The sequence below is a fragment of the Capnocytophaga sputigena genome (genome assembly GCF_900446695.1).
In the GTDB taxonomy this organism is placed as follows: domain Bacteria; phylum Bacteroidota; class Bacteroidia; order Flavobacteriales; family Flavobacteriaceae; genus Capnocytophaga; species Capnocytophaga sputigena.
Window position 1 is genome coordinate 455,037 of the sequence record NZ_UAVP01000008.1, and the last position, 26,044, is coordinate 481,080.

The window sequence follows — 26,044 nt, forward strand, 5'->3', positions numbered from 1 at the left end:
TCAAAAAACAGTAATTTTACTTTATAAAACATAAAGAAAATGGTTGATATAGTTATACCCATATATAAAAAAGACCCTACTCTTGATGATGCTACAGCTATCAATCAAGCGTTTAAGTTGCTCAAAGGATATGACATTACCTTTGTGCACCCTAAAAGTCTGGATATAACTAATTACAAAAAGTTTGGTGAAGCTACTTTCAAGGCTTTCAACGACACTTATTTTGAAAGTATTTACGGTTACAATCAATTGATGTTAAACGTAGAATTCTACGAGGCTTTTTCTAAAAAATACATTCTTATCTACCAAACTGATGCCTTTATTTTCAAAGACGACCTCAATTATTGGTGTGAAAAGGATTACGACTATATAGGAGCTCCTTGGATTCGCAGCAAGGAAAAACTTCCTCTCATTAAAAAAATATGGGACTATTCTATTTGCTGTGTAAAGAGCTTTATAAACTATCACAGCAGCGGCAAAACTCAAAAAAACAAGAGTTTGCTGTACAATCAGGTGGGTAATGGAGGCTTCTCGTTGCGCAAACGTGAGAAATTTATAGAGGTGCTAAAAGCGCTATCACAACAAGTTGCTATCTACCTCAAGCCTATAAACAAAAGTAACTTCTATGCCGAAGATGTATTTTTTAGTATAGAACCTAAGCGAAACAACATCACTTTTAAGAAACCCGATTACAAAGAAGCCTGCCTTTTTGCAGTCGAAAATAAAGTAGAGAAAGCACTTGCTTTCAATAATCAAGTCTTACCTATGGGTTGCCATAGATGGAACAAAGAAAATAGAACTTTTTGGGAGCCTTTTATAAAAAATGAAACAGAAAGAGTTTGAAGGAAAATCAATTATCGTAGGTATACCTAATCATTTTGGGTTACCTCAGCGTTTTAAAGAGAATTTAGAGTTTTTAGGGTTTGAAGTTTTTTTATTAGAAAACTTTAACAATAAGTCTTTATCCCTCTTTGACAAAATCATTCACGGATATAAAAAACTTACTACAGGCGATAGAACTCATAAACCTTTGATGAAAAACAAACTCGCTAAAGGAAAAATTCTCAAACAGTTATCCTCCATCGAAAAAGCTGATTATGCCCTTTTTGTCCGCCCCGATTTGTTTGACTTTGAAGTGATTGAAAAAGCCAAACAATTAGCCTCTAAAACCATTGCTTACCAATGGGATGGAATGAGTAGATTCCCTTTAGCCGAACGCTATATCAGTTACTTCGATAATTTTTATGTGTTCGATAAAAACGATTTAAACCTTAGCCCTAAGCTACAACACACTACGAATTTTTATTTCGATGATATCATCATCTCCAATCCCGATGTAACTCCAAAATCTGTGTTTTTCGTAGGCTCCTACATCAAAAATCGCATCCCTTTAATCAATAAAATTATTGAAGTTTTAGAAAAGAATCATTTAACACCTAATATCTATTTGTTTGCCCGTCACAAAAAAGCAAACAATGCAAAGTTTAAAATAATTGCAAAAGGATTTAGTTTCAAAGAAAGTGCTCAAAAAATACAACAGTCCGAGTTCCTTTTAGATTTCCATAACCCTATACACAACGGACTTTCATTTAGAACTTTTGAAAGTATAGGCTACGAAAAAAAACTCATTACTGACAATGTTTTGGTAAAAGGCTTCGAGTTTTACAACCCTAATAATATTTTCATAATCGAAAATGAAAACTTTAAAAGGTTTGAAGAATTTGCAACAACTCCCTATGAGCCTTTAGCTGAAGAAATAAAAGAAAAATATAGCTTTACTAATTGGATAAAACAACTATTAACACAATGAAAAAAAAACTCTTATTCATAGCCCCCGATTACTACGGCTTTAATGAGGTTGTTCTCCAAGGATTAAAAGAGTATAGCGGTTATGAGGTAGAACACTTAGTTTCAAACTTTAAATATAAATACAAAAATCACAGAGAAAAAATTCACAACTTTTTCCTTAAAACTTTCTCAGGCAGAAATCTTAAAAAAGAAAAAAAAGAGGCATATATTAGAGAAGTACTGAACCGACACCAAGGGTATGATGTACTCCTTATAAATGCACCTTATACGCTTAGTGATGAGCAATTAGATACTGTTTTGAAAAACACCAAATTCTCTATAGCTATTTTTTGGGATAGCATTGAAAAAATCCCTATGCAGAAAAAGTATTTAGACAAATTTGATGTGATTTACAGTTTTGAACCCGATGACTGCAAGAAATACCACTTGAAAAGCATCACCAATTTCTTTTTTGCCGAAAGCGATAGCCACAATAGCCTATACGATGTTTGCTACTTAGCTACTTTCGACGATAGAATCAAAGAAACTGAACTCATCTTTAAATATTTTGAAGAAAATGGCATCTCTGCCAAAGGACAAATATTTGTGCATACACCTAAGAAAATATCTATCAAAAATGTAGAAGTTATTGAGAAAATCATTCCTTTTTCTAAGTCTTATCAGTTCTATTTAAAGGGTAACATCATTTTAGATATAGCTCACCCTCACCAAAAAGGACTCTCTTTTCGCCCTTACGAAGCAATGGGCTTAAGAAAAAAACTTATTACAACTAATAAAGATATTGCTAATTACGATTTCTATAATCCTAACAATATTTTTATTATAGACGATGTATATAACATCCATATCCCTACGGATTTTATAACATCAAACTATCAAGAAGCTAACCCTGCTATAAGGGAAAAATACCATATTAAAAATTGGATTAAAAGCATTCTCTATGGGAACTAAAATATACTTTCTTTGCCCAAACAACAATTTTATGAGTGGTGGAGTAAAACAGATATTTCACCAAGTAGAAACCCTCAATAAGAACGGTTTTGATGCCTTTGTATTGCTACAAGGTAAGAGTAAGCAAAAATGGTTTGAATCTAATGCTCCCATTGCTTACAGCCCCTATTTGCTCAGAACTCTCAAATATATTGTCGAAAACCGAAAAATGACCCCTAGAAAGCAGCTCACCCTTTGGTCGTTGAAAAAGAAAAGTGTCACCTTAGATGAGGATAGTATATTAGTAATCCCTGAGATTTATGGCGATAAAATAGACCAAATAGCACCCCATATCAAGAAAGTAATCTTCAACCAAAATTGCTACTACACTTTCAATCTCTATTCTTTTGAAAAAGACTATCAAAAAACACCCTATCACCAGCCTAATGTTTTAGCAACCATCGTTGCTTCCGATGATGCTTTGGCTTATATGAACTATACTTTCCCTAATCTAAAGACTTATAAAATGACTTTAGGTATCGATACTTCTGTATTTTCGTATACTGATAAAAAGCAAAAACAAATATGCTTTATGCCTCGAAAATTAACTGATGATGTTCGCCAAGTAATCCTCATCCTCAAACTGCGAGGCAAACTAAAAGACTGGAAATTAGTACCTATCGACAACAAAACAGAACAAGAAGTAGCCGAGATAATGAAACAGAGTACTTTCTTCTTGAGTTTCAATCACCGCGAAGGTTTCGGCTTGCCTCCTGTAGAGGCAATGGCTTGCGGTTGTTATGTAGTAGGATATCACGGGCAAGGAGGCAAAGAATACTTCAAACCTGAATTTTCTTCACTTGTTGAAGGTGGTGATATCATAGCCTATGTTAAAAAAGTGGAAGAATTGCTTTCTACTTATGAAAAATCACCTGAAACTATTTTAGAAAAAGGTAAAAAAGCTTCAGAATACATTTTCTCTCACTATGCTATGGCAAAAGAAGAGGAAGATACCATCAAAATTTGGAACGACATCTTAAATCGTTAATTCCCTTGGCTTTTCTTTAAAAAAAACCATTATCAAAAAAGGAAGAGTAATATAAATACCAGGCAAGTAATTCAGCATTACATCAGTGTTCATTAGTAGTAGAAATGTCATAAGACAATAAGCAATACTATCATCTTTGCTCAAAATTGCTTTTCGGTAAACAAAAAATACCCATAACAAGAGCACTATAAGCCCTATCATTCCTAAATCAATAAGAGTTGCTAAAAAATCGTTGTGAATATGTATTTGCCCTATTGCCTCTCTAGCTACTATTTTTTCGTAGATAGTCCCTTTTCCCACAATAGGATTTGCTACTATGCTATCAAAGGCTTTAGCAAGCATTTTTTCTCGTATAGGATCGGCAAAATAAGTAGAATGTGTAACCAATAGGTAAATTCCCAAAATACCTACGACTACCATTGCTATTTCAGTTATAGCACGCCTGCTGATGACCCATCTTTTAGATATATAAAACCATCCCATCAACAAAACGGCTAAGGGGAAGCCTACTATCACTATTCTGGCTTGCATTATAAAGGCAAAACAAAATAATAATACTCCATACCAAACTACTTCTGCCAGCGATAAATACTTAGATGATTTTCTCCACACCCAAACTCCAAGTCCCCAGATTGTAAACATTACCCAAGCTATAAAACTGGGGTGTTTAAAGAATGTCCAAGCCAATATATGCTCAGTAAATTCCATATACCCTTTATTAAAAGTAAAAAAACTAAAAAAGGGAACCCCTACTATCCTATGCACAATAATATAAGTAGCTATATTTAGTGTGAGCAAAAGCAAAAACATCCTAAAAGAAAGGGTAATAAAGCTCATCGTCTCTTGTGCTTTAGGTCGGAAACCTATACAAACTATAGGAGCCAAAAGTAATAAGTACATTCCATCGGCATCTACTTCTTGCCAAGCAAAAGTTTTATCCACACTCCACAATATCCCTAAGTACTTGAGTACCATCAGTGCAAAGAAAGTAATCATCACAGCATCAGGTTTTATCCATTTGCGATACACTAAGGAATAAAGTCCACTGCAGAAGAGCAAAAGTAAATCCATACGAAAAGTAACCTTGTGCTTGTATGTCCATAGAAAAACAGCAGCTGCAGCACTACATATTGCTAAAGAACGCAAATAGTTACCTTTTTCAAAAAGAAGTTTGTGATGTTGAAACATCCATAAAGCAGCGATCAGCCCACAAAGATAAAAACCTATTTTGAAGAAATTCTCCCTAAAACTTTCACGCATCCATAGTTCAGGATAAGTATAGGATAGCACTAATACCCAAACGATGGTTACTACAGAGAGCAAAATGAACCAATTTTTAAATAGCTTGTTTATCATTTGTTTATGAATATTCCTCATTAAGAATGCGCAAATATACAAAATAATCACAAATTGCCGATGACAAATAATAAATTATTATTACCTTTGCCTTCGTTATGTTAATAGCTAAATGCTAATTTTTGATGAAAAAACACCTTTTTGAAATCCTCCTACTCCTTTTTTCGGTAGCCATCCCTTTTGCCTTGGATATGAACTTGGCAGTCTATGGTATGTTAGCCACTTTCTTGCTGTTTTTAGCTCTTAGACGACTGAACTATTGGCTATTTGCGGTAGTTTTTGGCTTTGTACTCATCACCTGCGTACTCTTCTTGCCTCAAATTATATGGTTTGGGCACCCTCCTGCCACAATGATTGGTGCTTTCTTTGAAACCGATTTTCAAGAGTCTAAAGAGTTTATGCAGCAATTGCCTTTTTATAGTTATGGGATATCGGTGCTTACTTTAGTATTTGGCGGGTATATTCTTTATATAGGCAAAAAGAAAACTTATACTCGTTCTCGCAAAGAATATTTATTAACTTTGGCAATAACAGTAGTGGGAGTAGCACTTACGGTATATCGCCCTATTGCCAGAAGTAAAGAATATGGAGGATTCCAATGGGAGCTTACACGTACAGCCCCTATAGCTTTTTATGTTTCTATTTACAATAATGTACAACTATACCACCAAATGCGTGAAGAACTCAATAGAGGTATTGAGGGCACTCCCTCTTGGCAAATAACAAGCATAAATCCTAAATATATTAATTATGTGATGGTGATAGGTGAGAGTGCACGACGCGACTATATGTCTCTTTACGGCTTTCCTTTAGAAAATTCTTCTTTTTTAAAAAAAGTTAAAGGCACGGTGATTGACGGCTATACAGCTACTGCTCCTAACACTACTACAGCCCTTTTACGAATGTTTTTGCAAATGAAAGGTGATGATTTTGTTTATGAAAACAATCTTATTTCATTGGCTAAACAGGCAGGATTTACTACTTATTGGTTTTCTAACCAAGGTTCTATAGGTAATTGGAATATGCCAATAGCAAAAATAGGCTACCTATCCGATCACAAAGTGTTTACTAAAAAAGGGGATTCAGGTTCTATGAATTTCTATGATACAGCCCTGTTACCTGTATTGGAGCGACATCTAAAAGAAAAAAGCAATAATCCCCGATTGTTTGTATTGCATATTATGGGATCACATCCTTATTTCCCAGAACGCTTAGAACACGCTATTCACTACGATTACTACAACCGCAACTTGTCAGCCTATTTGCAAACTCTTGAACAAACAGATGCTTTCTTAAAACAAGTGTATCAGTTGTTAAAAGCTCAAGGTGAACCTTTTTCGCTGCTCTATTTTTCCGATCACGGACTTACAAGTCAAGATCGTTCTTCCCCAACTTTTGCAACTCTCAACCACGCCGATACAAAACCTAATAAAGGTGCTTACCGTGTACCTTTTGCTTTGATTAATAGTGATGACAGTGAACATAAAATGATGAAGATTGACAAATCTGCTTTCTACTTTCTCAAAGGTTATGCACATTGGTTAGGGATAGAGGAACCAACCCTCAAAGGCTATGATTTTCTCTCAACAACTCCCGATACGTTAAAAGTATTCAACCAATATGAGAATGTACTATATAACAGTTTAGAAGAAGATGAGATAATTAAATAAACAATGAAAAAACACCTTTTTGAAATCCTCCTACTCCTTTTTTCGGTAGCCATCCCTTTTGCCTTGGATATGAACTTGGCAGTCTATGGTATGTTGGCTACTTTCTTGCTGTTTTTAGCTCTTAGACGACTGAACTATTGGCTATTTGCGGTAGTTTTTGGCTTTGTACTCATCACCTGCGTACTCTTCTTGCCTCAAATTATATGGTTTGGGCACCCTCCTGCCACAATGATTGGCGCTTTCTTTGAAACCGATTTTCAAGAGTCTAAAGAGTTTATGCAACAATTGCCTTTCTATGCTTATGGGGTATCGGTGTTTACTTTAGTATTTGGCGGGTATATTCTTTATTTAGGCAAAAAGAAAACCTATCGTTGTAGCCGTAATCAAAAGCTCATTACTTTGGGAATGGCTGTAGTAGGTGTGCTTCTTACCCTCTACCGCCCTTGGGCAAAAATAAAAGAAGAAGGCAGTTTCCAATGGCAAAACACGCGTACAGCCCCTATAGCTTTCTATGCTTCTATATACCACAACGTGCAATACTACAAGCAGTTGCGCGCTGATCTCAACCAGAGTATCGAGGGTACTCCCTCGTGGCAGGTAGTGAGCACTAACCCCAAATATGCTAACTATGTACTGGTAATAGGCGAGAGTGTGCGCAAGGACTATATGTCGGCTTATGGATTCCCTGTAGAAAATTCGTCTTTCTTGAAGTCCGCCAAAGGCACCCTCATAGATGGTTATACAGCTACCGCCCCTAATACCACCACAGCGCTCTTGCGAATGTTCTTAAAGCAAAAGGACGGCGAGTTTGCTTATGCCGATAATCTTATCTCTTTGGCAAAAGCTGCTGGTTTTGGCACCTATTGGATTTCCAATCAAGGGTCAGTAGGCGAGTGGGATACGCCTATTGCCAAAATAGCCTCTTTGTGCGACCACAAGGTTTTCACCAAAAAAGGCGACTATTCATCTATGAATATCTATGACACTGCTTTGCTGCCTGTGTTACAGCGCTTTTTAGCCGAAAAAAGCACACAGCCACGCCTATTTGTAGTGCATATTATGGGCTCACACACCTATTTCCCCGAGCGCTTGGAACACGCTATCCACTACGATTACTACAACCGCAACTTCTCAGCCTACCTGCAAACCATTGAGCAGACCGATGCTTTCTTACAAAGTGTTTACAAGCTCTTAGAGGCTCAACACCTCCCCTTCTCTATGCTCTACTTCGCTGATCACGGACTAATGACTAAAGACCGCTCTTCTTCATTTTTTGCCACTCTCACTCACGGTGATACGCACCCTAACAAGGCTGTCTACCGCATCCCGTTTGCTTTGCTCAACAGCGATGACAGCGAACATAAGGTAATAAAGGTAAACAAATCGGCGTTTCATTTTCTCAAAGGCTATGCCCATTGGTTAGGGATAGAGGAACCCTCTCTTGGTGGATATGATTTCCTTTCTACGACTCCCGACACTCTAAAAGTGTTCAACCAATATGAAAATGTACCTTTTGAAAGTTTAGAAGAAGACGAAGTAATTCGCAATTAACAATTTGCTAATTTACTAATTTACCACTATCTTTGTCGTCATATTACTTAACCCTCACCCAATGAACAAAACCGTTCTCATTACCGGCGCTACTTCCGGTATAGGCAAAGAAACTGCCCTGCTCCTCGCTTCCAAAGGCTTTTTGGTCTATGGCACAGCGCGCAATGTAGAAGGCAAAAACCTGCCTTTCCGCCTTTTGCCTATGGATGTGCGCAACGAAACTTCTATCAAAGAAGCTGTACAGCAAATCCTCACCGAGGTAGGTCGTATCGATATACTCATCAACAATGCAGGCGTGGGCATCACTGGAGCAGTAGAAGAACTCCCCGCCGAGCAACTACACAATGTTTTTGCTACCAATCTCTACGGTGCTATAGCAGTGATACAACAAGTACTCCCTGCGATGCGCGCGCAAGGTAGCGGACGCATCATCAATATTGCCTCTATTGCAGGTTATATGGGCTTGCCCTTCCGCGGGGCTTATTCCGCCAGCAAAGGCGCACTTCTTTTGATGAGTGAAGCCTTGCGTATGGAAGTAAAGCAGTTCGGTATCGAGGTAACCACCATTTCACCAGGCGATTATGCTACCGACATTGCCTCTCGCCGTTACCACGCCCCCGTAAACGAAAACTCTCCGTATGCCGAAGTCTATGCCAAACAACTTCAGCTGATGAATGAGCACGTTGATAGCGGTGGCGACCCCAAAGAAATGGCAGAGAAGATACTGAAAGTCATCAATACCAAACACCCCAAAGTGCATTACAAACAAGGTAGTTTCTTACAGAAATTCTCTATTGTCCTCAAACGACTCTTACCGAGCAAATCCTACGAGAAAATGCTGATGAAACACTACTCATTAAATTAGCAAATTAGGCAATTTGCAAATTTGCCAATTTGTAACACCCACTTTACCAAACTCTAAGAACATCAATTGTTATTTGTCACTTGTTACTTATTAATTATTAATCGTTAATTATTAATTGTCTTATGAAATTTTTTATTGACACAGCGAATCTATCGCAAATTCAAGAAGCCCAAGACTTGGGCGTGTTAGACGGGGTAACCACTAATCCGTCTCTAATGGCTAAAGAAGGCATCACCGGCAAAGCCGCGATCCTCAAACATTACACTGATATCTGTACGATTGTAGAAGGCGATGTCTCTGCCGAAGTGATTGCCACCGATTTTGAGGGCATTGTGCGCGAAGGCGAAGAACTTGCTGCCCTTCACCCTCAAATCGTAGTAAAAGTACCGATGATTAAAGACGGTATCAAAGCTATTAAATACTTCACCGATAAGGGTATCCGTACCAATTGTACCCTCGTATTCTCGGCAGGTCAGGCGCTTTTGGCAGCCAAAGCAGGCGCTACTTATGTATCGCCTTTCATCGGCAGACTCGATGACATCTCTGCCGACGGACTTTCTCTTATCGAAGAGATACGCCTCATCTACGACAACTATAACTTTGAGACACAAATTCTTGCAGCCTCTGTGCGCCATACTATGCACATCCTCGAGTGTGCTAAAATAGGTGCCGATGTGATTACCGCACCTCTTTCGGCTATCACCGGACTTCTCAAACATCCCCTTACCGATAGCGGCTTAGCACAATTTTTAGCCGATGCCAAGAAATTGGGATAACAATATTAAAACATTATGCAATCAAGAGAAGAAATCCAAGAACTGAACGACCATTTGCAGGCGTTCCCTAAAGCAGAAGACATTTTTGTAAAAGAACAACAATGGCTCAAAAATCATTTTCTGCCCCTGATGAGTATCGATTTAGCCGAAATCAACCCCGATTGGGCAGGACAAAAGGTGTATATGCTGTGTCCTTTTGAGCCTTACGAGGGTTATATAGGCGATAATACCACCGAATATCACAACGAATATACCGCACCTAACTGGCTGGCTTTCCGCCTAACCGACGATAATAAGTTCGAGTTCCTCGGGAAGGAAGGATATTTTGAGCGAACCGCTATTCACCATTGGGATTTTAATTCCGAAGAAGAGGAAGCCATACAAGAAATGGCCGATAACTATGAGAAAAGCAAAGCTAATGTAGCTAAATATGGTACTTTGGTGAATGTGCGTTACCCTGAATATAAGGGCGAACTGAATAAGAGATCATTTTTGGAGATTTTAGGAGGAGAACTTGAGTATGGCAATTGGTGTTCCACCATTGAAGAGGAGGAATATCCAAAGGCTTTTAAGATGAAAATAGAAGACGGAAAGGATGATGAGGTAGTGTTTGACATTTCTTACCAAGGAAATCCTTTTTATCTCGTAGCCGAGGCAAGAGCTTTCTATTGGGTAGGAGCTGGCGACAATATCATTATGATGTACGAGCCCGTAAGCCGTATGGTGCTATTCACTTTTGATTATTCGTAACATCGTTTTGTGGTATGCGTAGGGGCAAAGTTTGCGAAGCAGAGTATGTGAGGCAATTTGCCCTATCAATCAAACAGCTCGTGTCTCCCTTGTCCGACTCGTCCGACAGGTCAGCCCCGTCTGAATTATCCAATAACAGCAATTATTATTACAAATATGAAAAGATTATTTTTAACCTCATCGTTCAGTTCAGTAGCAAAATTATTTGAAGATTTTGCAGGTGAACCCGTAAAAGGAAAGAAACTAGCATTTATTCCAACAGCAAGTTTGGTAGAAAAAGTGCGTTTTTATGTCGATGACGATAGAAAAGCCTTTGAAAAATTAGGTCTTATCATAGAAGAATTAGAAGTTTCTACCGCTACTACCGAAGAGGTAGCCCAAGCATTAGAGCGGAATGATTATATTTTTATTTCTGGAGGGAATACATTCTACCTAATGCAGGAACTAAAAAAGAAAGGAGCTGACAAACTACTTATGGAACAAATTAATAACGGAAAGTTGTACATAGGCACTTCGGCAGGTTCTGTTATTGCTTCACCTAATATTGAATTTGTTAGCGATATGGACGAACCCAAAAAAGCCCCTGAACTAACAGAATATTCGGGGTTGCATTTGGTAGATTTTTATTTATTACCTCATTATTTGAACTTTCCTTTTAAGGAATCTTCTCAAAAAGTAGTAAACGAATACTCACAGAAAATAGATCTAAGACCTATTTCCAACAATCAAGTAATTACCGTTTTAGGTAATGAAATAAAAACACTTGTTTTAGACGACGCCAAAAAATTAGGATAATTAACACAAATGAAAAAATTAACACAAATGAAAAAATTATTTTTAACCTCATCATTTAGTTCAGTAGCAAAATTATTTGAAGATTTTACAGGTGAACCCGTAAAAGGAAAGAAACTAGCATTTATTCCAACAGCAAGTTTGGTAGAAAAAGTGCGTTTTTATGTCGATGACGATAGAAAAGCCTTTGAAAAATTAGGTCTTATCATAGAAGAATTAGAAGTTTCTACCGCTACTACCGAAGAGGTAGCCCAAGCATTAGAGCGGAATGATTATATTTTTATTTCTGGAGGGAATACATTCTACCTAATGCAGGAACTAAAAAAGAAAGGAGCTGACAAACTACTTATGGAACAAATTAATAACGGAAAGTTGTACATAGGCACTTCGGCAGGTTCTGTTATTGCTTCACCTAATATTGAATTTGTTAGCGATATGGACGAACCCAAAAAAGCCCCTGAACTAACAGAATATTCGGGGTTGCATTTGGTAGATTTTTATTTATTACCTCATTATTTGAACTTTCCTTTTAAGGAATCTTCTCAAAAAGTAGTAAACGAATACTCACAGAAAATAGATCTAAGACCTATTTCCAACAATCAAGTAATTACCGTTTTAGGTAATGAAATAAAAACACTTGTTTTAGACGACGCCAAAAAATTAGGATAATTAACACAAATGAAAAAATTAACACAAATGAAAAAATTAACACAAATGAAAAAATTATCACAAATGAAAAAATTATTTTTAACCTCATCATTCAGTTCAGTAGCAAAATTATTTGAAGATTTTGCAGGTGAACCCGTAAAAGGAAAGAAACTAGCATTTATTCCAACAGCAAGTTTGGTAGAAAAAGTGCGTTTTTATGTCGATGACGATAGAAAAGCCTTTGAAAAATTAGGTCTTATCATAGAAGAATTAGAAGTTTCTACCGCTACTACCGAAGAAATAGCGACAACATTAGAGAGAAATGATTATATTTTTATCTCTGGAGGAAATACTTTCTACCTAATGCAGGAACTAAAAAAGAAAGGAGCCGACAAACTACTTATTGAACAAATTAATAATGGAAAGTTGTACATAGGTACTTCAGCAGGTTCTGTCATTGCCTCTCCTACTGTTGAATTTGTTAGTGATATGGATGAGACCAAAAAAGCTCCTGAACTCACTGATTATTCAGGATTACATTTGGTAGATTTTTACTTTTTACCTCACTATCTGAATTTCCCTTACGAGGAAGCTTCTCAAAAAGTAGTAAATGACTATTCACAGAGAATAGATTTGCGACCTATTTCCAACAATCAAGTAATTACCGTTTTAGGTGATGAAATAAAAACACTTGGAAAACTTAAACAAGGAACCAAGAAATAGTCTTGATTATGCCCAACATCTTATTGCAACAATTAGAAAACGCACTTCCCACAGGAATGCAAATCCCCGAAGAACTCCGCCAACTCTATCAGTGGATAGAAGATAACGGCTATTATGATTAGGAATTAGAAGTAGCAACCCCTCATAGTATGTGCGATGAACCTATTACAGACCCTTTTTTGAAGTGGTTTTTTGAAATGACAGAATAATCATAAAAAGAAAATGAACATTTATTTATCAGAAATAGCTCCTTTTTGTACCACCGATGCAGAAAAAGTATTGTGGCTACGGCTTAAAAAGATACAGAAGTTCCGTATCAAGCGCCATAGTGATAGTTTTCTGTTGGAAGCATTGTTGAAAAGCTTCCATATAGAAGAGAAATACGAACCCATAATGTATTATTATGAGGAGATTATCAAGTTGCCATTAGATGAAGAGTTTCCGCTATGGGATACTTTTTGGGATATTTTATCCGTTTTCTATAACAATCCGCTGTGTACAGAGGCGCAAAAAGAAGCTATTTTTGCACGCTATAAAGAGGTTACTCAATATACTTCCTCTTTTGAGGGGGCACAAGATCTTTTTACTAACTTTTTTGCTAATATTCTTTCGTTGGAAGCGATAAAAGAACGCGAACAAGTACTAAAAAAAGCTGTAAAAGAGAATGATTTACTACTTGAGTTTTCAATGCGTAATAGCTTGATACTTCGCGCTACAAGGGTAATTATTGTCAATAATGGTAAAGACACCGCCCTACAAGAGCAGATGCAAAACCTTGTAGCAGAGCAAACGCAAGCCTTGCGGTCAGGAAAATTTGAAGAATATATATAACTAAATATAACAAACCTATGAACAACGAAGTATTACCTACAACATATTTAGGGAGAGAGCTCCCAAAAGAGTATGTAAACAGTATTGAAAAGGGAGAGTCCTTCCCCGAATGGCTCACAATGTTCCCTCATACAGAATACGAACACAGTACCGAGATTGAAGTATGGAGCAAAGAGTATCTCTTGTCGCACACTTATAGCGAATCTTTCTGCAATTACGCTTTCTTTACTCGTGATGATATTGATTTTTCGATGTTGCAAACCCGTGATGAAGACACTTTAACCCCCGAAGAACTCCAATCAGCCTTTGCTATAGGTTCTGTGAATGAAGGATTTGTGTTTATCAACCTGCACGATGGTTCGCTTTGGATTTGGTATCACGATATGTTTTGTGAGAAGATAGCTACAAACTTTTCCGACTTCCAAAATCTTCTTACTAAAGAGCCTGTGGATAGAGATGAGGAGGAATAATTTATTGTATGAATATAGAAATTATCAAGAACAGAAAAGGGGCTCAAAAGGCAGTAGATATACCTTCCGAAGTGCTTTCGCTATTAAATGCGGGGCGTATAGAAACGGTAAACCTTACCGAGTGGCTGGCTGTAGACCATTCACAGTTGGTAGCATCTGTTTTTCCTGCTTTGGGGATTGATAAAAATATCATTGAAGAGTTGGTTTGCCAAATCAATCAGCAAAAGAAACCTTCTACAATGAATACGATTAAACTCATAGGTGCATTGTTATACGAAAAATATGTACATACTGACCTCTATGAGCCTTTGTTTAAGCAAATCAGCACGCATTTATCCGATTCGGTGCGCTGTTATGCTTGTTATTTGGTGGCTTTGCATACCGAAATCCCTTTAGAAGATAAGCTACACAAACTAAAACCTTTGGTAGCCGATAGTCATTTTGGTGTTCGTGAGATCATTTGGATGGCATTACGCCCCGAAATGAGCGAGCATTTAGACTTTTCAATTGCTTTTCTCTCCCATTGGGCAGAAAGTGAAGATGAGAATATCCGCAGGTTTAGTACAGAAGCCTTGCGTCCGCGGGGTGTTTGGTGTGCTCATATAGAAGCCTTGAAAGAAAAGCCAGAGGTGTATTTACCTATATTAGACAAATTGAAGTCCGATAAGGCAAAGTATGTACAAGATAGCGTAGGAAACTGGCTGAATGATGCCAGCAAAACCCGTCCCGATTTCGTAACAGCCCTTTGTGAGCGTTGGGAGCGCGAAAGTCCTACCAAGGAAACCAAGTATATTGTAAAAAAGGCACTGAGAACGATTGCCTCTAAATAGTATAAAAACTTATTTTTTTACCAAATGACCCGAGAAGAACTCATACAATTAGGATACCAAATCATAGAAGAAACCGATGACGATCGCCAAGAGGAGCTAATGGAGCGCTTCGATCGCAATGTACCTCACCCCGAGGGCAGTTCGTTATTCTTCTATCCGGAAAACTACAATGCCCGCACTATGGATATTTCCTCCTACGACCCCACCGTCGAGGAAGTGGTAGACAAATGCTTGGCGTATCAACCGATTAGCTAAAACAAACAATGAACACAAATGAGTTTTATCAACCCATAGGAGAGGCATTACCTAATTTTTCAGTAGGAGAACTCCCTCATATAACCCTTTTAGAGGGAAATTATTGCCAGTTGGAACCTCTTTCGGTAGCCAAACATTTAGACAATTTGAGTGATTTCTATTTGGAAGCCAATGCCGTGATGCCCGATTGGACGTATTTATCTATAGCTCCTGCAAAGAACAAAGAGGAGTTGCACGCTTTACTCACCAAGCAGGAAGCCACTGCCGACCCTTATTTTCTGACGATTGTAGATAAGCAAACGCGAAAAGCAGTGGGTACGCTTGCCCTAATGCGTATAGACCCTAAAAACAGAGTGATAGAAGTGGGGTGGGTGAACTATTCGCCAGCTTTACAGCGTACGTGTATGGCTACAGAAGCGCAGTTTTTGTTGGCAAAATATGTGTTTGAAGTCCTTCAATACAGGCGTTACGAATGGAAGTGTGACAGCCTTAATGAACCTTCGCGCCGTGCTGCGGAGCGCTTGGGCTTTGTATATGAGGGTACATTCAGGCAGGCAGTGGTTTACAAAGGGCGTTCGCGCGACACCGCTTGGTTTGCTATGATAGATAAGGAATGGGAAGCTAACAAACGCGCTCTTGAGCAATGGCTCTCCCCTGAGAATTTCGACTCGCAGGGTAAACAAAGGAAGTCTTTGAAAGGGTTTAAGATATAATTTTTCAGGTGAATTTTGAATTGGGCAAAACTGTAAGCTCGCGCCAGCGGAGGTAGCTCAAGTGGAACTATGGAAACTATAATTAATAAAATTAGAAGCATATTAGATGACAGAATGCTAAAAGCAGGATTGTACTTTGACAATAAATATACTGCCTATATAGGCACATTAAAAAAAGAAGCTCAACTTTCTTATGGCTATTTTTTTGATTTAAGAAAAAAAAATGGACAAGATTATTATTTATTAGATATTTCTTTATCAATACTTCAAGAAGAAATAGCCCATATAAGCAACCAAATAAAATTAAAATCTATAGGGGAACGTGAGATTCCTGACTTAGTAAAAAAAAGATTACTTAAATACATCAAAAAAAGTGCTCCCATAATAGGAGGCGTTTACAATTGGAGAGACCTTGATATTGTTTTTCAAACTATAAAGGTACAAAGCTGTTATATTAGTGATAGTTCAGAAATAGAAGTTTATAAAGATGAACTTATCACTCTTTTTGAATATGGACAAAAATGGGTGCAAAAAATAAGTGATTGGGATTTTTTAGTTCAATGGAATATAAAAAATAATAATGCTCTACAAGCTTTATGTATTTTGAAATACTTAGATAGAAAAGAAGATTTTAATTACTTAAAGAATGAATCTATTTTTAGATATAAAGCACTAAAACTACCTATTGATGAATTAGAAAATATAGAATGGTAATGATGGGGTAATGTATCAGACGTGTGGTAATGTATCAGATGTGTTGTTAAAAGCACAACAACTTAACTATTAGTAAAATAGAAAATGGCTAAAACCTTTATTTTCCTTTACCTAACATAGAGACAAGCATTTTAAAAACCTATAATACACTCTAAATAGTGCGAGGGGAATTTTGAATTGTAAATTTTGAATTGGGCACAAGCTACAAGCTTGCGCCAGCGGGGGTCTTTGAAGATGTTGAGAGAATTGGCAGAAGAATAGATGAATCAATAGTAAAACCTTACATTCTATAGTCAATCAGAATTGACTTGTAAAATTTGCGTCGCTACACTTTGTCAAAGTCCCAAAACTTTGAAAAAGTCTATGAATCTGAAAATCAATCACTTTTTCATCATCAGAATCACAATTACTCATTATCTATATCTTTAAAAAGTTCTCTAACATCAGTATATCCCTTCATAAGGTGCCCCTTTTCCTTTACCTCCATAAAAGCAGCGTGCGTTTCCTCATTAGGAATCGCTGTTTCAATGGGATAAGTCTTTTTCCCCACTTTCTTCTTTAAAAGAACGGTTTTTACGTTGAACTTCTCAAACAAACCTAAAAAAATAGGATAATCGGCTTCATTAATCGTTGCTTGTAATACAATTGAGTTCATAATACTTCTTATTTTTGGGCAAAGGTACAAAATAATTGACAATCTACAAATTGGCTAATTGACAAATTATTACTACCTTTGCCCCCTAAATAATTTTTCACTTTTCACTTTTCATTTTTCACTTATATGAATTGGATAACCGTAAAAGAATACGAAGACATTACGTATAAAAAATGTGACGGCGTAGCGCGTATCGCCTTCAACCGTCCCGAAGTGCGCAACGCTTTTCGCCCTAAAACTACCGCCGAACTCCTCGATGCTTTTAAAGATGCTTATGAGGATATCAACATAGGCGCCGTATTGCTTTCTGCCGAAGGACCTTCGCCTAAAGACGGCGTATGGAGTTTTTGCAGTGGTGGCGACCAAAAAGCACGTGGTCATCAGGGGTATGTGGGCGACGATGGCTACCACCGCCTCAACATCCTCGAAGTACAACGCCTCATCCGCTTTATGCCCAAAGTAGTGATTGCGGTAGTCCCTGGTTGGGCAGTGGGTGGCGGACACTCATTGCACGTAGTGTGCGACCTTACCCTCGCGAGCAAAGAACACGCAATCTTCAAACAAACCGATGCCGATGTTACCAGTTTTGATGCCGGTTATGGGTCGGCTTATCTCGCCAAAATGGTGGGACAGAAGAAAGCCCGCGAAATCTTCTTCTTAGGGCGCAACTATTCAGCACAAGAGGCTTTTGAGATGGGAATGGTAAATGCGGTTGTCCCTCACGACGAGCTCGAAGCCACCGCTTTTGAGTGGGCGCAAGAGATAATGGCTAAATCGCCTACTTCTATCAAAATGCTGAAATTCGCTATGAACCTCACCGATGATGGTATGGTAGGACAACAAGTATTCGCCGGTGAAGCTACCCGTTTGGCATATATGACCGATGAAGCCAAAGAAGGACGCGATGCCTTCCTCGAAAAACGCAAACCTAACTTTGAAAAGAAATGGATACCGTAAAATTCACCTTAAAAGAAGATGCTCAAGGCAATAAAAATCCTATATTGCCAGAGGGAGTAAAAAACTACCTCATCGACATTGATGGCACGGTAGGAGAGGACATCCCTAATGAAGAACCTGAGCGAATGGCTACTGCCGAAGTATTCCCCGACGCCTTAGCACAAGTAAACAAATGGTATGACGAAGGTCACGTGATTTACTTTTTCACCTCACGTACCGAAGCACACCGCGAAGTTACCGAGCAATGGCTCAAAAAGCACGGCTTTAAGTATCACGGCATCATCTTTGGCAAACCCCGAGGTGGTAACTATCATTGGATAGACAATCACATCGTAAAAGCCACGCGCTACAAAGGCAAATTCACCGATTTTGTCCTCAAAGAAGAAACCGTAGAAGTATTTAACGATTAGTGCGCTGGCGCGAGCTTGTAGCTCGTACCTATTCTGTCCGACTTGTCCGACCCCATCTGACTCGTCCTATCATCGTGCTACGACCTTTAGCAAAGTTGATTGCTCTGATTATCAATAATTTTTGAGGTATGTTATGTAGGGGCGTTTTGCAAATGCCCCTCAAGAAAAACTTTTAGGACAGCCGCTATTCTGTCCGACTTGTCTGACCCGTCTGACTCGTCTGACTCGTCTTACAAATCCTTTCGCTGGCGCGAGCTTATAGCTCGTGCCAAATTAACAAATTACCAAATTACAACCCGTGCGGCTCGCACCAAATTAGATTATTATGATTCCAACAATGGCAGAACTCTCAGCTCGTGGCGAAACCCCCGAAGTACTCTTCTGGGTAGGCTGTGCTGGTAGTTTTGACGACCGCGCCAAACGCATTATCAGAGCTTTTGCCCACCTCTTGCAAAAAGCAGGGGTGCGCTTTGCCGTACTCGGCACCGAAGAGAGCTGCACCGGCGACCCTGCCAAGCGTGCTGGCAACGAATTTCTCTTCCAAATGCAAGCAATGATGAATATCGAGGTGCTCAACAACTATCAGGTAACCAAAATAGTAACCACCTGTCCGCATTGTTTCAACACTATCAAAAACGAATACCCTGCGCTGGGCGGGAATTACGAAGTAATGCACCACACTGAGTTACTCAAAACCCTTATCGATGAGGGCAGACTCACTATAGAAAGTGGCACCTTCAAAGGCAAGCGCATCACTTTTCACGACCCCTGCTACCTCGGCAGAGCCAACAAAGTGTACAACGCCCCCCGCGAACTGCTCACCTCCTTAGAAGCCGACTTGGTAGAGATGAAAAAGTGCAAAGCCCGCGCAATGTGCTGTGGAGCAGGAGGCGCACAGCTCTTCAAAGAATCGGAAAAAGGAGATAAAGAAATCAACGTATTGCGCACCGAGCAAGCCCTTGAAGTGCGCCCCGATATCATCGCGACCGCTTGTCCGTTTTGCAATACAATGATGACCGATGGTGTAAAAACCAAAGAAAAAGAAACTCAAATAAAAGTCTATGATGTAGCAGAATTGCTAATGATGAATGACGAATGAAGTATGTTAAACACCCTCTAAAAATTGATTTTTATAACGATATGAAGAAATATATATTATACACACTATTATTGGGAATGAGCTCCTATGTTTTCGCTCAGCAAACTCCCACAGTGAAAGACACTATTACCAAAGCCGCAACCAAAACCGATACTACCGAAAAACCCGAAAAAACTCCTGAGCAAAAACGCGCCGAAGAGTACGCTAAACTCATCAAAAAAGGAGGTATAGAGCGCAACGGACTCTTTACAATCCGCAAGATTGAAGAGAAATGGTACTTTGAAGTCCCTGATTCTCTCCTCAATCGCTATTTGCTATGTGTAACGCGCCTCAAAGCGGCCCCTCATAACTTCGGACTCTATGCAGGTGAAAAAGTGAATGAACAAACCGTCTATTTCGAGCAGAAAGGCGATAAAACACTCCTCTTGCGCTCGTTTTTAAATCTGCAAGAAGCCGGCACCGACGATAATATCTCGGTAGCAGTCGCCAATTCAAGTGCAAACCCTGTGGTGGCATCGTTCACCGTTATTGGGCGCAACCCCAAAACCAAAGCGCAACTCATCGACATCACCGATTTCTTCAAGCAAGACAACAGCATTACCTCTTTTTCATCAAACGCAAAAACCCAAATGAAAATGGGCGCTATTGCTAACGATCGCTCTTTTGTAGACGATATACGTCCTTATCCTATTAACGTAGAGGTCAATGCTCTCAAAACGTTCAATGCTTCGCCTAGTACTATCCCTTCGGCAAACAAGGTAGGGGCGGTTACTTTAGAGTTGAATATTTCTATGGTACTCCTGCCCAAAACACCTATGCAAAAACGCCTCTTCGACCCTCGTGTAGGCTTTTTCGCTACCCGATACATCAAGTTTAGCGACCAGCAACAACGCACCGAAACTGAATATTACATCCACCGTTTCCGATTAGAACCTCGCAAAGAAGACGTTAAAAAATATCTCAGTGGTCAGTTAGTACGCCCCAAAAAGCAAATCGTTTTCTATATCGACCCTGCAACCCCTAAACAATGGCAAAAATACCTCATTTTGGGCGTAAACGATTGGAATGTAGCTTTTGAGCAAGCGGGTTTCAAAGAGGCTATTGTCGCAAAACCTTGGCCTAACGACCCTTCTATGAGTTTAGAAGATGCACGCTTCAACGTAATTCGCTACCTCCCTTCCGAAAAAAGTAATGCCTACGGACCTAACATCGCCGATCCTCGCAGTGGTGAAATTATAGAATGCCACGTGGGCTGGTATCACAACGTGATGAAACTTCTCAATCAGTGGTATATGATTCAGGTAGGTGCTGTAGATAAACGCGCTCGTACTATGGAGTTCAACGAGGAACTAATGGGCGACCTCATACGCTTTGTGTCTTCTCACGAAATAGGACACTGCTTAGGCTTGCGTCACAATATGGGCGCCAGCAGCCAAACGCCTGTCGAAAAACTCCGCGACAAAAAATGGGTAGAAGCCAACGGACATACCGCTTCTATTATGGACTATGCGCGTTTTAACTATGTGGCACAGCCCGAAGACAATATCAGTAGCAAAGGACTTTATCCACGCATAGGCATCTACGACAAATGGGCAATCGAATGGGGATATCGCTATTACGGCAACAAATATAAAGACGAGTATGCTGAACAAGAGGCGCTTGCCGAAATGGTTACCCAAAAACTCAAAGCCAATCCGCGATTGTGGTTCGGAGGGGAAGGCAAAGATGAAGACCCTCGCGCACAAACTGAAGACCTTTCGGACAACGTGATGAAAGCCAATACCTACGGATTGAAAAACCTCCGCTATATTGTGCAACACCTCCCCGAATGGACTAAACAACCTAACGATAAATACGAGCATCTCGACGAAATGCAAACCGCTGCCTATATGCAGTATTTCCGCTATTTAAAACACGTGCTCAAACACATTGGCAATAGATACGTGGGCATCATCGGTGAGAAAGAAGTTTATAAAGAAGTGCCCAAAGAGAAGGTAAAAGAAGCTATAAACTATTTAGATAAAGAACTTTTTGAAGCGCCTTTGTGGTTATATCCTCAGGAAATAGTAGAAAAAACAGGAGCAACCCCCGATAAGAACATCATCAGTATGCAAAATCTTACCCTGAGTGTGCTTTTAGGAGAGTCAACCCTCTACACCCTTTACAACCAATCGCTCACCTCCAAAAATCCTTATCCGCTAAACGAATATCTACAAGATGTATTCAAAGCGGTATGGAAACCCCTCAACCACTCCGATGCACGCCAAAACACTTATCGTCGTGGGATAGAACGCTTGTACCTCTCTCAAATTGATAGGCTCATCAATGCACCTGCCGACGCTAAAAACAGTAAAGCTGCGAGCATACAGCAAGTATCCGATGTGCGCCTCTTTGCCTTGCAACATTTAGATATGATTGAGGCTTTTGCTAAACAAGCTCTTGCTAAAGAACTTGCTTCATCTATTAACCATCTACACTACCAAGAAATTGTAAAGGAAATAGAACACATAAAAGACCCTAAGAAATAGTGTTAGAACCCGAAGAACTCAAAGACTCTAAACCCGACTTACTGTTTATCCTCATTATGGGACTCCTATCGATGCTCACCCCGCTGGCTATCGATATGTACCTTCCTGCTTTTGTGAAGATTGCTAACGATTTGAACGTATCCGAAGAGATGATTCCTCAAACCTTAGCACTCTTTACCCTTGGGTTTGCTTTTGGGCAACTCTTCTGGGGACCTCTTTCCGATAGTTATGGGCGTAAACCTATCATTCTCATTGGGATTATCACCTCAGCTTTAGTGTCATTAGCGATTACGCAAATTCACCATATCCATCACTTTTATATACTGCGCTTTGTACAAGGCTTTTTTGGGGCATCGCCAGCCGTAGTTACAGGTGCGCTCTTGCGCGATCTTTTCACCAAGAACGAGTTTGCCCGCCAAATGTCGATGATTATGATTGTCACGATGATAGCCCCTCTCATCGCCCCCGTGTTGGGCGGTCACCTCACCGACTGGTTTCATTGGCATATCATCTTCTACGTGCTGATGGTTTTAGGACTCTTAGCAGCCCTTTTAGTGAGTTATAAAATCCCTGAAACGCTTCCCAAAATCAAGCGCGCTCCTTTGAAAATAGGCAACACCCTTCGTATTTATGGAAAGCTCCTCAGTAACAAAAAGGTATTGGGATATATTTTTTGCAATTCACTTTCCTATTCGGGGATGTTTTGCTTTATCACCACGGGGTCTATTGTATATACCAAACTCTTTGGGGTAGCCCCTCAACACTTTGGATATTTCTTCCTTTTAAACATCATTGTAATGATGACAGCAACCTCGCTCAATGGCAAATTCGTCACCAAAATAGGCGTAGAAAAATCCTTGCGATTAGGGCTAACTATCCAACTCATTGCAGGAGCGTGGCTGGTGATATGCGGTATTTTCCATTTGGGATTATGGGCTACCGTAGCAGGCGTTTCAATGTTTGTAGGTTTGGTATCGGTAGTGTCCAGCAGTGCCAATGCCGCCATTTTGGATATGTACCCCGAAGTAGCGGGTACCGCCAATTCACTCACAGGAATGTTGCGTTTTGGTATCGGTTCGGTAGTAGGAGCAGTACTCTCACTTTTCGCCATCACCTCCGAGCGCCCAATGGTATTTGCAATGGCAATATGCATAGGAGTAGGTGCCCTCAGCTATGTATTATTAGTAAAACGATTTGCTGATTAGCGATTTTGTAGCTTTTTGAGTGGCACAAGTTACAACCTTGCGCCTGTAGAGCATATATTTTAGTAGGGGGCAAAGTATAGCTTTGCCCCCTACTTTTTTTAATCTATAGTCATTAAAGTGTCTTTTAAATAAACAGTAAGCATTATAGAATCATTTTCTTTTACTTTTATTTTTTTGATATAGACACTTTTGCCTGCCATTACTCCCGTTACCCACATATCGTATTTTCTATTAGGAGAAAGACGCAAATAATTTTCCTTAGGTCTGAATATAGGAACGCCATTAACCCATAGATACCAACGATCACTTGGGATAGGGTCACCATATTCAATTACATTGATGTTTAAAAATCCTGTACCTCTATCTTTTAGTTTGTGATAACTAAGGGTATAATCCTCTCCTTCTACCCCTATTTTCTGTTGGTTAGGGTTTATTTGTCTTTTAAGGGAGTTACATCCCATTGATAGCAGACTTACTACTACAATTGCTAGGGTTATTATATCTTTCATATATTATTTTAAGGCAAAGCTACACTTTGCCACTACTTTTTTAATCTATTATTTAAAGCGTATTTTTTTACGAGCTAATATCCCCTCATCTACTATTTCTACTTTTATAACAAGAGAATCGCCTGACTGCGGTTTAATATTTAATATTTTCATAGTTTGAGAGGTGTGAGAACCTATATTAAAATTATATTTTCTATCACTGAAAACTCTAAATGTAACAATAGGTTTATCAAAAAAGAACATTCCATTATACTCTATATAGAACGGTACATCAGGAGTTTTTCCTGCATCATCAACAATTTGAAATGTAATTTGCCCTGAGGTACATTTACTCCTATATTTTTCAATGGTATAATCCTCTCCTAAAATGGCTTTTTTAGGCTTTTTATCAATTACCTTATGGGAGCCAGAATGATAGCAACTTATAAGCATAAGTATGGCAAAAAAGGAAAGTATTTTTTTTATTGGTAAGATTTTCATATCACATTTTTTAATACTCCCCACTTAGAAATGGGGGAGTATGATTATTCAATACAAAATAACATTTTCTTCCTCAAATAAACGTGCTTTTACAACAAGAGAATCTCTTTGTCGAGGTTTTATGTTATTAATATGAATCATTTTATAACCAAGGGTGGTGATTTTTGCATTATATTTACTACCACTTTCTACATTCAAAGTAATTGTGTTCTTATCATTTGGAAATCTAAAATAAATATTATTTACTGAAAAGAAAAAATATTTAGCAGGGAGTTCAAACCCTCTTGTTGTTACATCAAAAGTAAGACGGGCACCTCCTATTTCTCTCTTTTTCATTTTATACTTTTCAATGGTATAATCTTTGCCTAATACTGCTATCTTTTCTGTATTAGGGTCTATTTTTGAAGTGCTACAACTCATTAAGAGGAGCGTCAATAAAATAACTATTTTATGGTCTATTTTTAGTAAGTTAATCATATAAAATTCTTTTAATTTTCTCTTTTTCTGCTTCTGGAAGTGCTTTATATTCATCAGTTTTTTCTAAACCTCCCCACGACATCAACCTATAATACTCCAATGAATGTTGTCCACGGTCATATCGAGCTAAGGATTCAGCCATTGCCTCCACAAATTCAGTGATTAACTTATGCTGTGTGATATTAGCATCTTTGTTTTGCCCTACTTGAGTATTTTGATATAAAAGTATTAGCCTTTCAGCTATATCATTATATTGCCGTTCAATTCTCATTCTATCTAATTGCATCAACATATAAGCGTGTAAAGTTTTGTGAATAATGGTCTTAGCAATAGCAAGATTAGAACCTTCTTTTAGTAGTCTTTTGTCTTAAGGTAATATTGTAATGGGTAAGCCCTGGTATTTTAGCAGCATTACCATTTGGCTTGAGCATTAATGAGCAATTGTGGCTCCTACAAGGTGATGCCCTCCTCTTGAAGCGATGTATCTTCTTTTTGGCAGCCAGCCAGTAAGAAAACACTACTAATGAGAAATATTACACCTTTCATTTTATTACGGTTTTAAGTAATTTATCGCACAAAGAAAAGAAAACTATTCAAAACAAGCAAATTAGAAATGTTAACTTTTTGTTAAAAATATAATAATCTTCGCTTTTACTTGTTTTTAGAGATACTTATAAGAGCAAAGTATATTCAAAAAAATCTCTTTTTTGCGCTTACTTCCATAATAATCCCCCCACTAGCTCGTACCTTATCAATGAGTATTTAAGCATTACCCCTTACTTGCGTAACCAATGTTTAAACTCACTTGTTAATTTTTTCTCTTTGAGTTTGGAAAGTAGCTTCTTCCTTCCTGATAACGTGTTTCTTGTATTCCAATAACTTTTCTCTGCAAAAGAAAGAAAATAGAATGAATTTTACAAACTTTAAAGAAGTTTTCTGCTCATTTGCTCATTTTCTCATTTGCTCATTCACTAATTTTTCAATACCTTTGTC

Annotated in this window: 29 protein-coding genes; 23 read left to right on the top strand and 6 right to left on the bottom strand. The window is 38.6% G+C overall.

Translation table 11 applies throughout. From position 1 onward, the window contains the following. Positions 1-39 precede the first annotated feature (39 nt). Genes DR017_RS08560 through DR017_RS08575 form a run of 4 tightly spaced genes read left to right on the top strand, consistent with a single transcriptional unit; the run spans position 40 to position 3,787 of the window. Entirely contained in the window at positions 40-843 is an 804-nt protein-coding gene (locus tag DR017_RS08560) for a DUF5672 family protein (protein WP_002680327.1), read from the top strand. Beyond that, positions 824-1,810 carry a WaaS/CpsH family glycosyltransferase gene (locus tag DR017_RS08565; protein WP_002680381.1) on the top strand — a complete coding sequence of 329 codons (987 nt, stop codon included), beginning with the start codon at positions 824-826 and terminating at the stop codon, positions 1,808-1,810. The genes DR017_RS08560 and DR017_RS08565 overlap by 20 nt, the downstream gene beginning before the upstream one ends. 17 nt (positions 1,811-1,827) lie before the next feature. Beyond that, positions 1,828-2,760 carry a WaaS/CpsH family glycosyltransferase gene (locus DR017_RS08570; protein WP_486598994.1) on the top strand — a complete coding sequence of 311 codons (933 nt, stop codon included), beginning with the start codon at positions 1,828-1,830 and terminating at the stop codon, positions 2,758-2,760. Next, positions 2,750-3,787, top strand: a complete 1,038-nt coding sequence (locus tag DR017_RS08575; protein ID WP_040361422.1) for a glycosyltransferase — start codon at positions 2,750-2,752, stop codon at positions 3,785-3,787. Before DR017_RS08570 ends, DR017_RS08575 begins: the two co-directional genes overlap by 11 nt. On the opposite strand, the gene DR017_RS08580 is transcribed toward DR017_RS08575, so the two are convergent. Then, complete coding sequence (locus DR017_RS08580) at positions 3,776-5,143, bottom strand: O-antigen ligase family protein (RefSeq protein WP_040361420.1); 1,368 nt, start codon at positions 5,141-5,143, stop codon at positions 3,776-3,778. The two genes, DR017_RS08575 and DR017_RS08580, sit on opposite strands and share 12 nt — an antisense overlap. A 125-nt stretch (positions 5,144-5,268) precedes the next feature. Here DR017_RS08580 and DR017_RS08585 point away from each other — a divergent pair, with 125 nt between their 5' ends. From DR017_RS08585 to DR017_RS08650, 14 genes are all read left to right on the top strand, one after another. Continuing rightward, positions 5,269-6,813, top strand: a complete 1,545-nt coding sequence (locus tag DR017_RS08585) for a phosphoethanolamine transferase (protein ID WP_095909114.1) — start codon at positions 5,269-5,271, stop codon at positions 6,811-6,813. Between the two features lie 3 nt (positions 6,814-6,816). Continuing rightward, on the top strand, positions 6,817-8,364 hold the full coding sequence (locus DR017_RS08590) for a phosphoethanolamine transferase (RefSeq protein ID WP_095909113.1): 1,548 nt from the start codon (positions 6,817-6,819) through the stop codon (positions 8,362-8,364). A gap of 61 nt (positions 8,365-8,425) precedes the next feature. Then, the gene (locus DR017_RS08595; RefSeq protein ID WP_002682365.1) at positions 8,426-9,229 is read left to right on the top strand and encodes an SDR family oxidoreductase; all 804 of its coding nucleotides are present in this window, start codon (positions 8,426-8,428) and stop codon (positions 9,227-9,229) included. Positions 9,230-9,351: 122 nt separating this feature from the next. Further along, positions 9,352-10,005 (top strand): fructose-6-phosphate aldolase, encoded by a 654-nt coding sequence (gene fsa, locus DR017_RS08600; protein ID WP_002682363.1) that lies wholly within the window; start codon positions 9,352-9,354, stop codon positions 10,003-10,005. A gap of 15 nt (positions 10,006-10,020) precedes the next feature. After that, entirely contained in the window at positions 10,021-10,755 is a 735-nt protein-coding gene (locus DR017_RS08605; protein ID WP_002682364.1) for a hypothetical protein, read from the top strand. A gap of 156 nt (positions 10,756-10,911) precedes the next feature. Further along, positions 10,912-11,550, top strand: coding sequence for a peptidase E (locus DR017_RS08610; protein WP_095909112.1), 639 nt, complete (start codon positions 10,912-10,914; stop codon positions 11,548-11,550). 27 nt (positions 11,551-11,577) lie between these two features. Then, positions 11,578-12,216, top strand: a complete 639-nt coding sequence (locus DR017_RS08615; protein ID WP_111944744.1) for a peptidase E — start codon at positions 11,578-11,580, stop codon at positions 12,214-12,216. Between the two features lie 63 nt (positions 12,217-12,279). Further along, entirely contained in the window at positions 12,280-12,918 is a 639-nt protein-coding gene (locus tag DR017_RS08620; RefSeq protein WP_095909141.1) for a Type 1 glutamine amidotransferase-like domain-containing protein, read from the top strand. Positions 12,919-13,140: 222 nt separating this feature from the next. Then, positions 13,141-13,749, top strand: coding sequence for a ubiquitin family protein (locus DR017_RS08625; protein WP_002681926.1), 609 nt, complete (start codon positions 13,141-13,143; stop codon positions 13,747-13,749). 17 nt (positions 13,750-13,766) lie between these two features. Beyond that, positions 13,767-14,219, top strand: coding sequence for a hypothetical protein (locus DR017_RS08630; protein WP_002681949.1), 453 nt, complete (start codon positions 13,767-13,769; stop codon positions 14,217-14,219). 8 nt (positions 14,220-14,227) lie between these two features. After that, positions 14,228-15,049: a DNA alkylation repair protein gene (locus tag DR017_RS08635; protein ID WP_002681929.1), complete on the top strand. Its 822-nt coding sequence runs from the start codon at positions 14,228-14,230 to the stop codon at positions 15,047-15,049. 24 nt (positions 15,050-15,073) lie between these two features. Next, the gene (locus DR017_RS08640; RefSeq protein WP_002681972.1) at positions 15,074-15,304 is read left to right on the top strand and encodes a bacteriocin immunity protein; all 231 of its coding nucleotides are present in this window, start codon (positions 15,074-15,076) and stop codon (positions 15,302-15,304) included. Positions 15,305-15,312: 8 nt separating this feature from the next. Then, the gene (locus DR017_RS08645) at positions 15,313-16,017 is read left to right on the top strand and encodes a GNAT family N-acetyltransferase (RefSeq protein WP_002681978.1); all 705 of its coding nucleotides are present in this window, start codon (positions 15,313-15,315) and stop codon (positions 16,015-16,017) included. A 69-nt stretch (positions 16,018-16,086) separates the two neighbouring features. Beyond that, positions 16,087-16,731, top strand: a complete 645-nt coding sequence (locus DR017_RS08650; protein WP_040361916.1) for a hypothetical protein — start codon at positions 16,087-16,089, stop codon at positions 16,729-16,731. 406 nt (positions 16,732-17,137) lie between these two features. Here DR017_RS08650 and DR017_RS08655 read toward each other — a convergent pair whose 3' ends face one another. After that, entirely contained in the window at positions 17,138-17,386 is a 249-nt protein-coding gene (locus tag DR017_RS08655) for a hypothetical protein (RefSeq protein ID WP_002681933.1), read from the bottom strand. 126 nt (positions 17,387-17,512) lie between these two features. Here DR017_RS08655 and DR017_RS08660 point away from each other — a divergent pair, with 126 nt between their 5' ends. From DR017_RS08660 to DR017_RS08680, 5 genes are all read left to right on the top strand, one after another. Beyond that, a complete protein-coding gene (locus tag DR017_RS08660; RefSeq protein ID WP_002681990.1) occupies positions 17,513-18,343 on the top strand; it encodes a 1,4-dihydroxy-2-naphthoyl-CoA synthase in 831 nt (276 codons plus the stop codon). Further along, complete coding sequence (locus DR017_RS08665; protein ID WP_002681983.1) at positions 18,331-18,753, top strand: LNS2 domain-containing protein; 423 nt, start codon at positions 18,331-18,333, stop codon at positions 18,751-18,753. The genes DR017_RS08660 and DR017_RS08665 overlap by 13 nt, the downstream gene beginning before the upstream one ends. 325 nt (positions 18,754-19,078) lie before the next feature. After that, on the top strand, positions 19,079-19,852 hold the full coding sequence (locus tag DR017_RS08670; protein WP_002681950.1) for a (Fe-S)-binding protein: 774 nt from the start codon (positions 19,079-19,081) through the stop codon (positions 19,850-19,852). A gap of 41 nt (positions 19,853-19,893) precedes the next feature. After that, positions 19,894-22,380, top strand: coding sequence for a zinc-dependent metalloprotease (locus DR017_RS08675; RefSeq protein WP_040361918.1), 2,487 nt, complete (start codon positions 19,894-19,896; stop codon positions 22,378-22,380). After that, positions 22,380-23,585, top strand: coding sequence for a Bcr/CflA family multidrug efflux MFS transporter (locus tag DR017_RS08680; RefSeq protein ID WP_002681940.1), 1,206 nt, complete (start codon positions 22,380-22,382; stop codon positions 23,583-23,585). Before DR017_RS08675 ends, DR017_RS08680 begins: the two co-directional genes overlap by 1 nt. A 98-nt stretch (positions 23,586-23,683) precedes the next feature. On the opposite strand, the gene DR017_RS08685 is transcribed toward DR017_RS08680, so the two are convergent. The 4 genes from DR017_RS08685 to DR017_RS08700 are packed head-to-tail and all read right to left on the bottom strand — an operon-like array spanning position 23,684 to position 25,322. Next, the gene (locus DR017_RS08685; protein WP_002681946.1) at positions 23,684-24,094 is read right to left on the bottom strand and encodes a hypothetical protein; all 411 of its coding nucleotides are present in this window, start codon (positions 24,092-24,094) and stop codon (positions 23,684-23,686) included. Positions 24,095-24,142: 48 nt separating this feature from the next. After that, positions 24,143-24,574 (bottom strand): hypothetical protein, encoded by a 432-nt coding sequence (locus DR017_RS08690; protein ID WP_002681980.1) that lies wholly within the window; start codon positions 24,572-24,574, stop codon positions 24,143-24,145. A gap of 48 nt (positions 24,575-24,622) precedes the next feature. After that, positions 24,623-25,051 (bottom strand): hypothetical protein, encoded by a 429-nt coding sequence (locus DR017_RS08695; protein WP_002681951.1) that lies wholly within the window; start codon positions 25,049-25,051, stop codon positions 24,623-24,625. Then, the gene (locus tag DR017_RS08700; protein ID WP_157753331.1) at positions 25,044-25,322 is read right to left on the bottom strand and encodes a hypothetical protein; all 279 of its coding nucleotides are present in this window, start codon (positions 25,320-25,322) and stop codon (positions 25,044-25,046) included. Before DR017_RS08700 ends, DR017_RS08695 begins: the two co-directional genes overlap by 8 nt. Positions 25,323-26,044 lie beyond the last annotated feature (722 nt).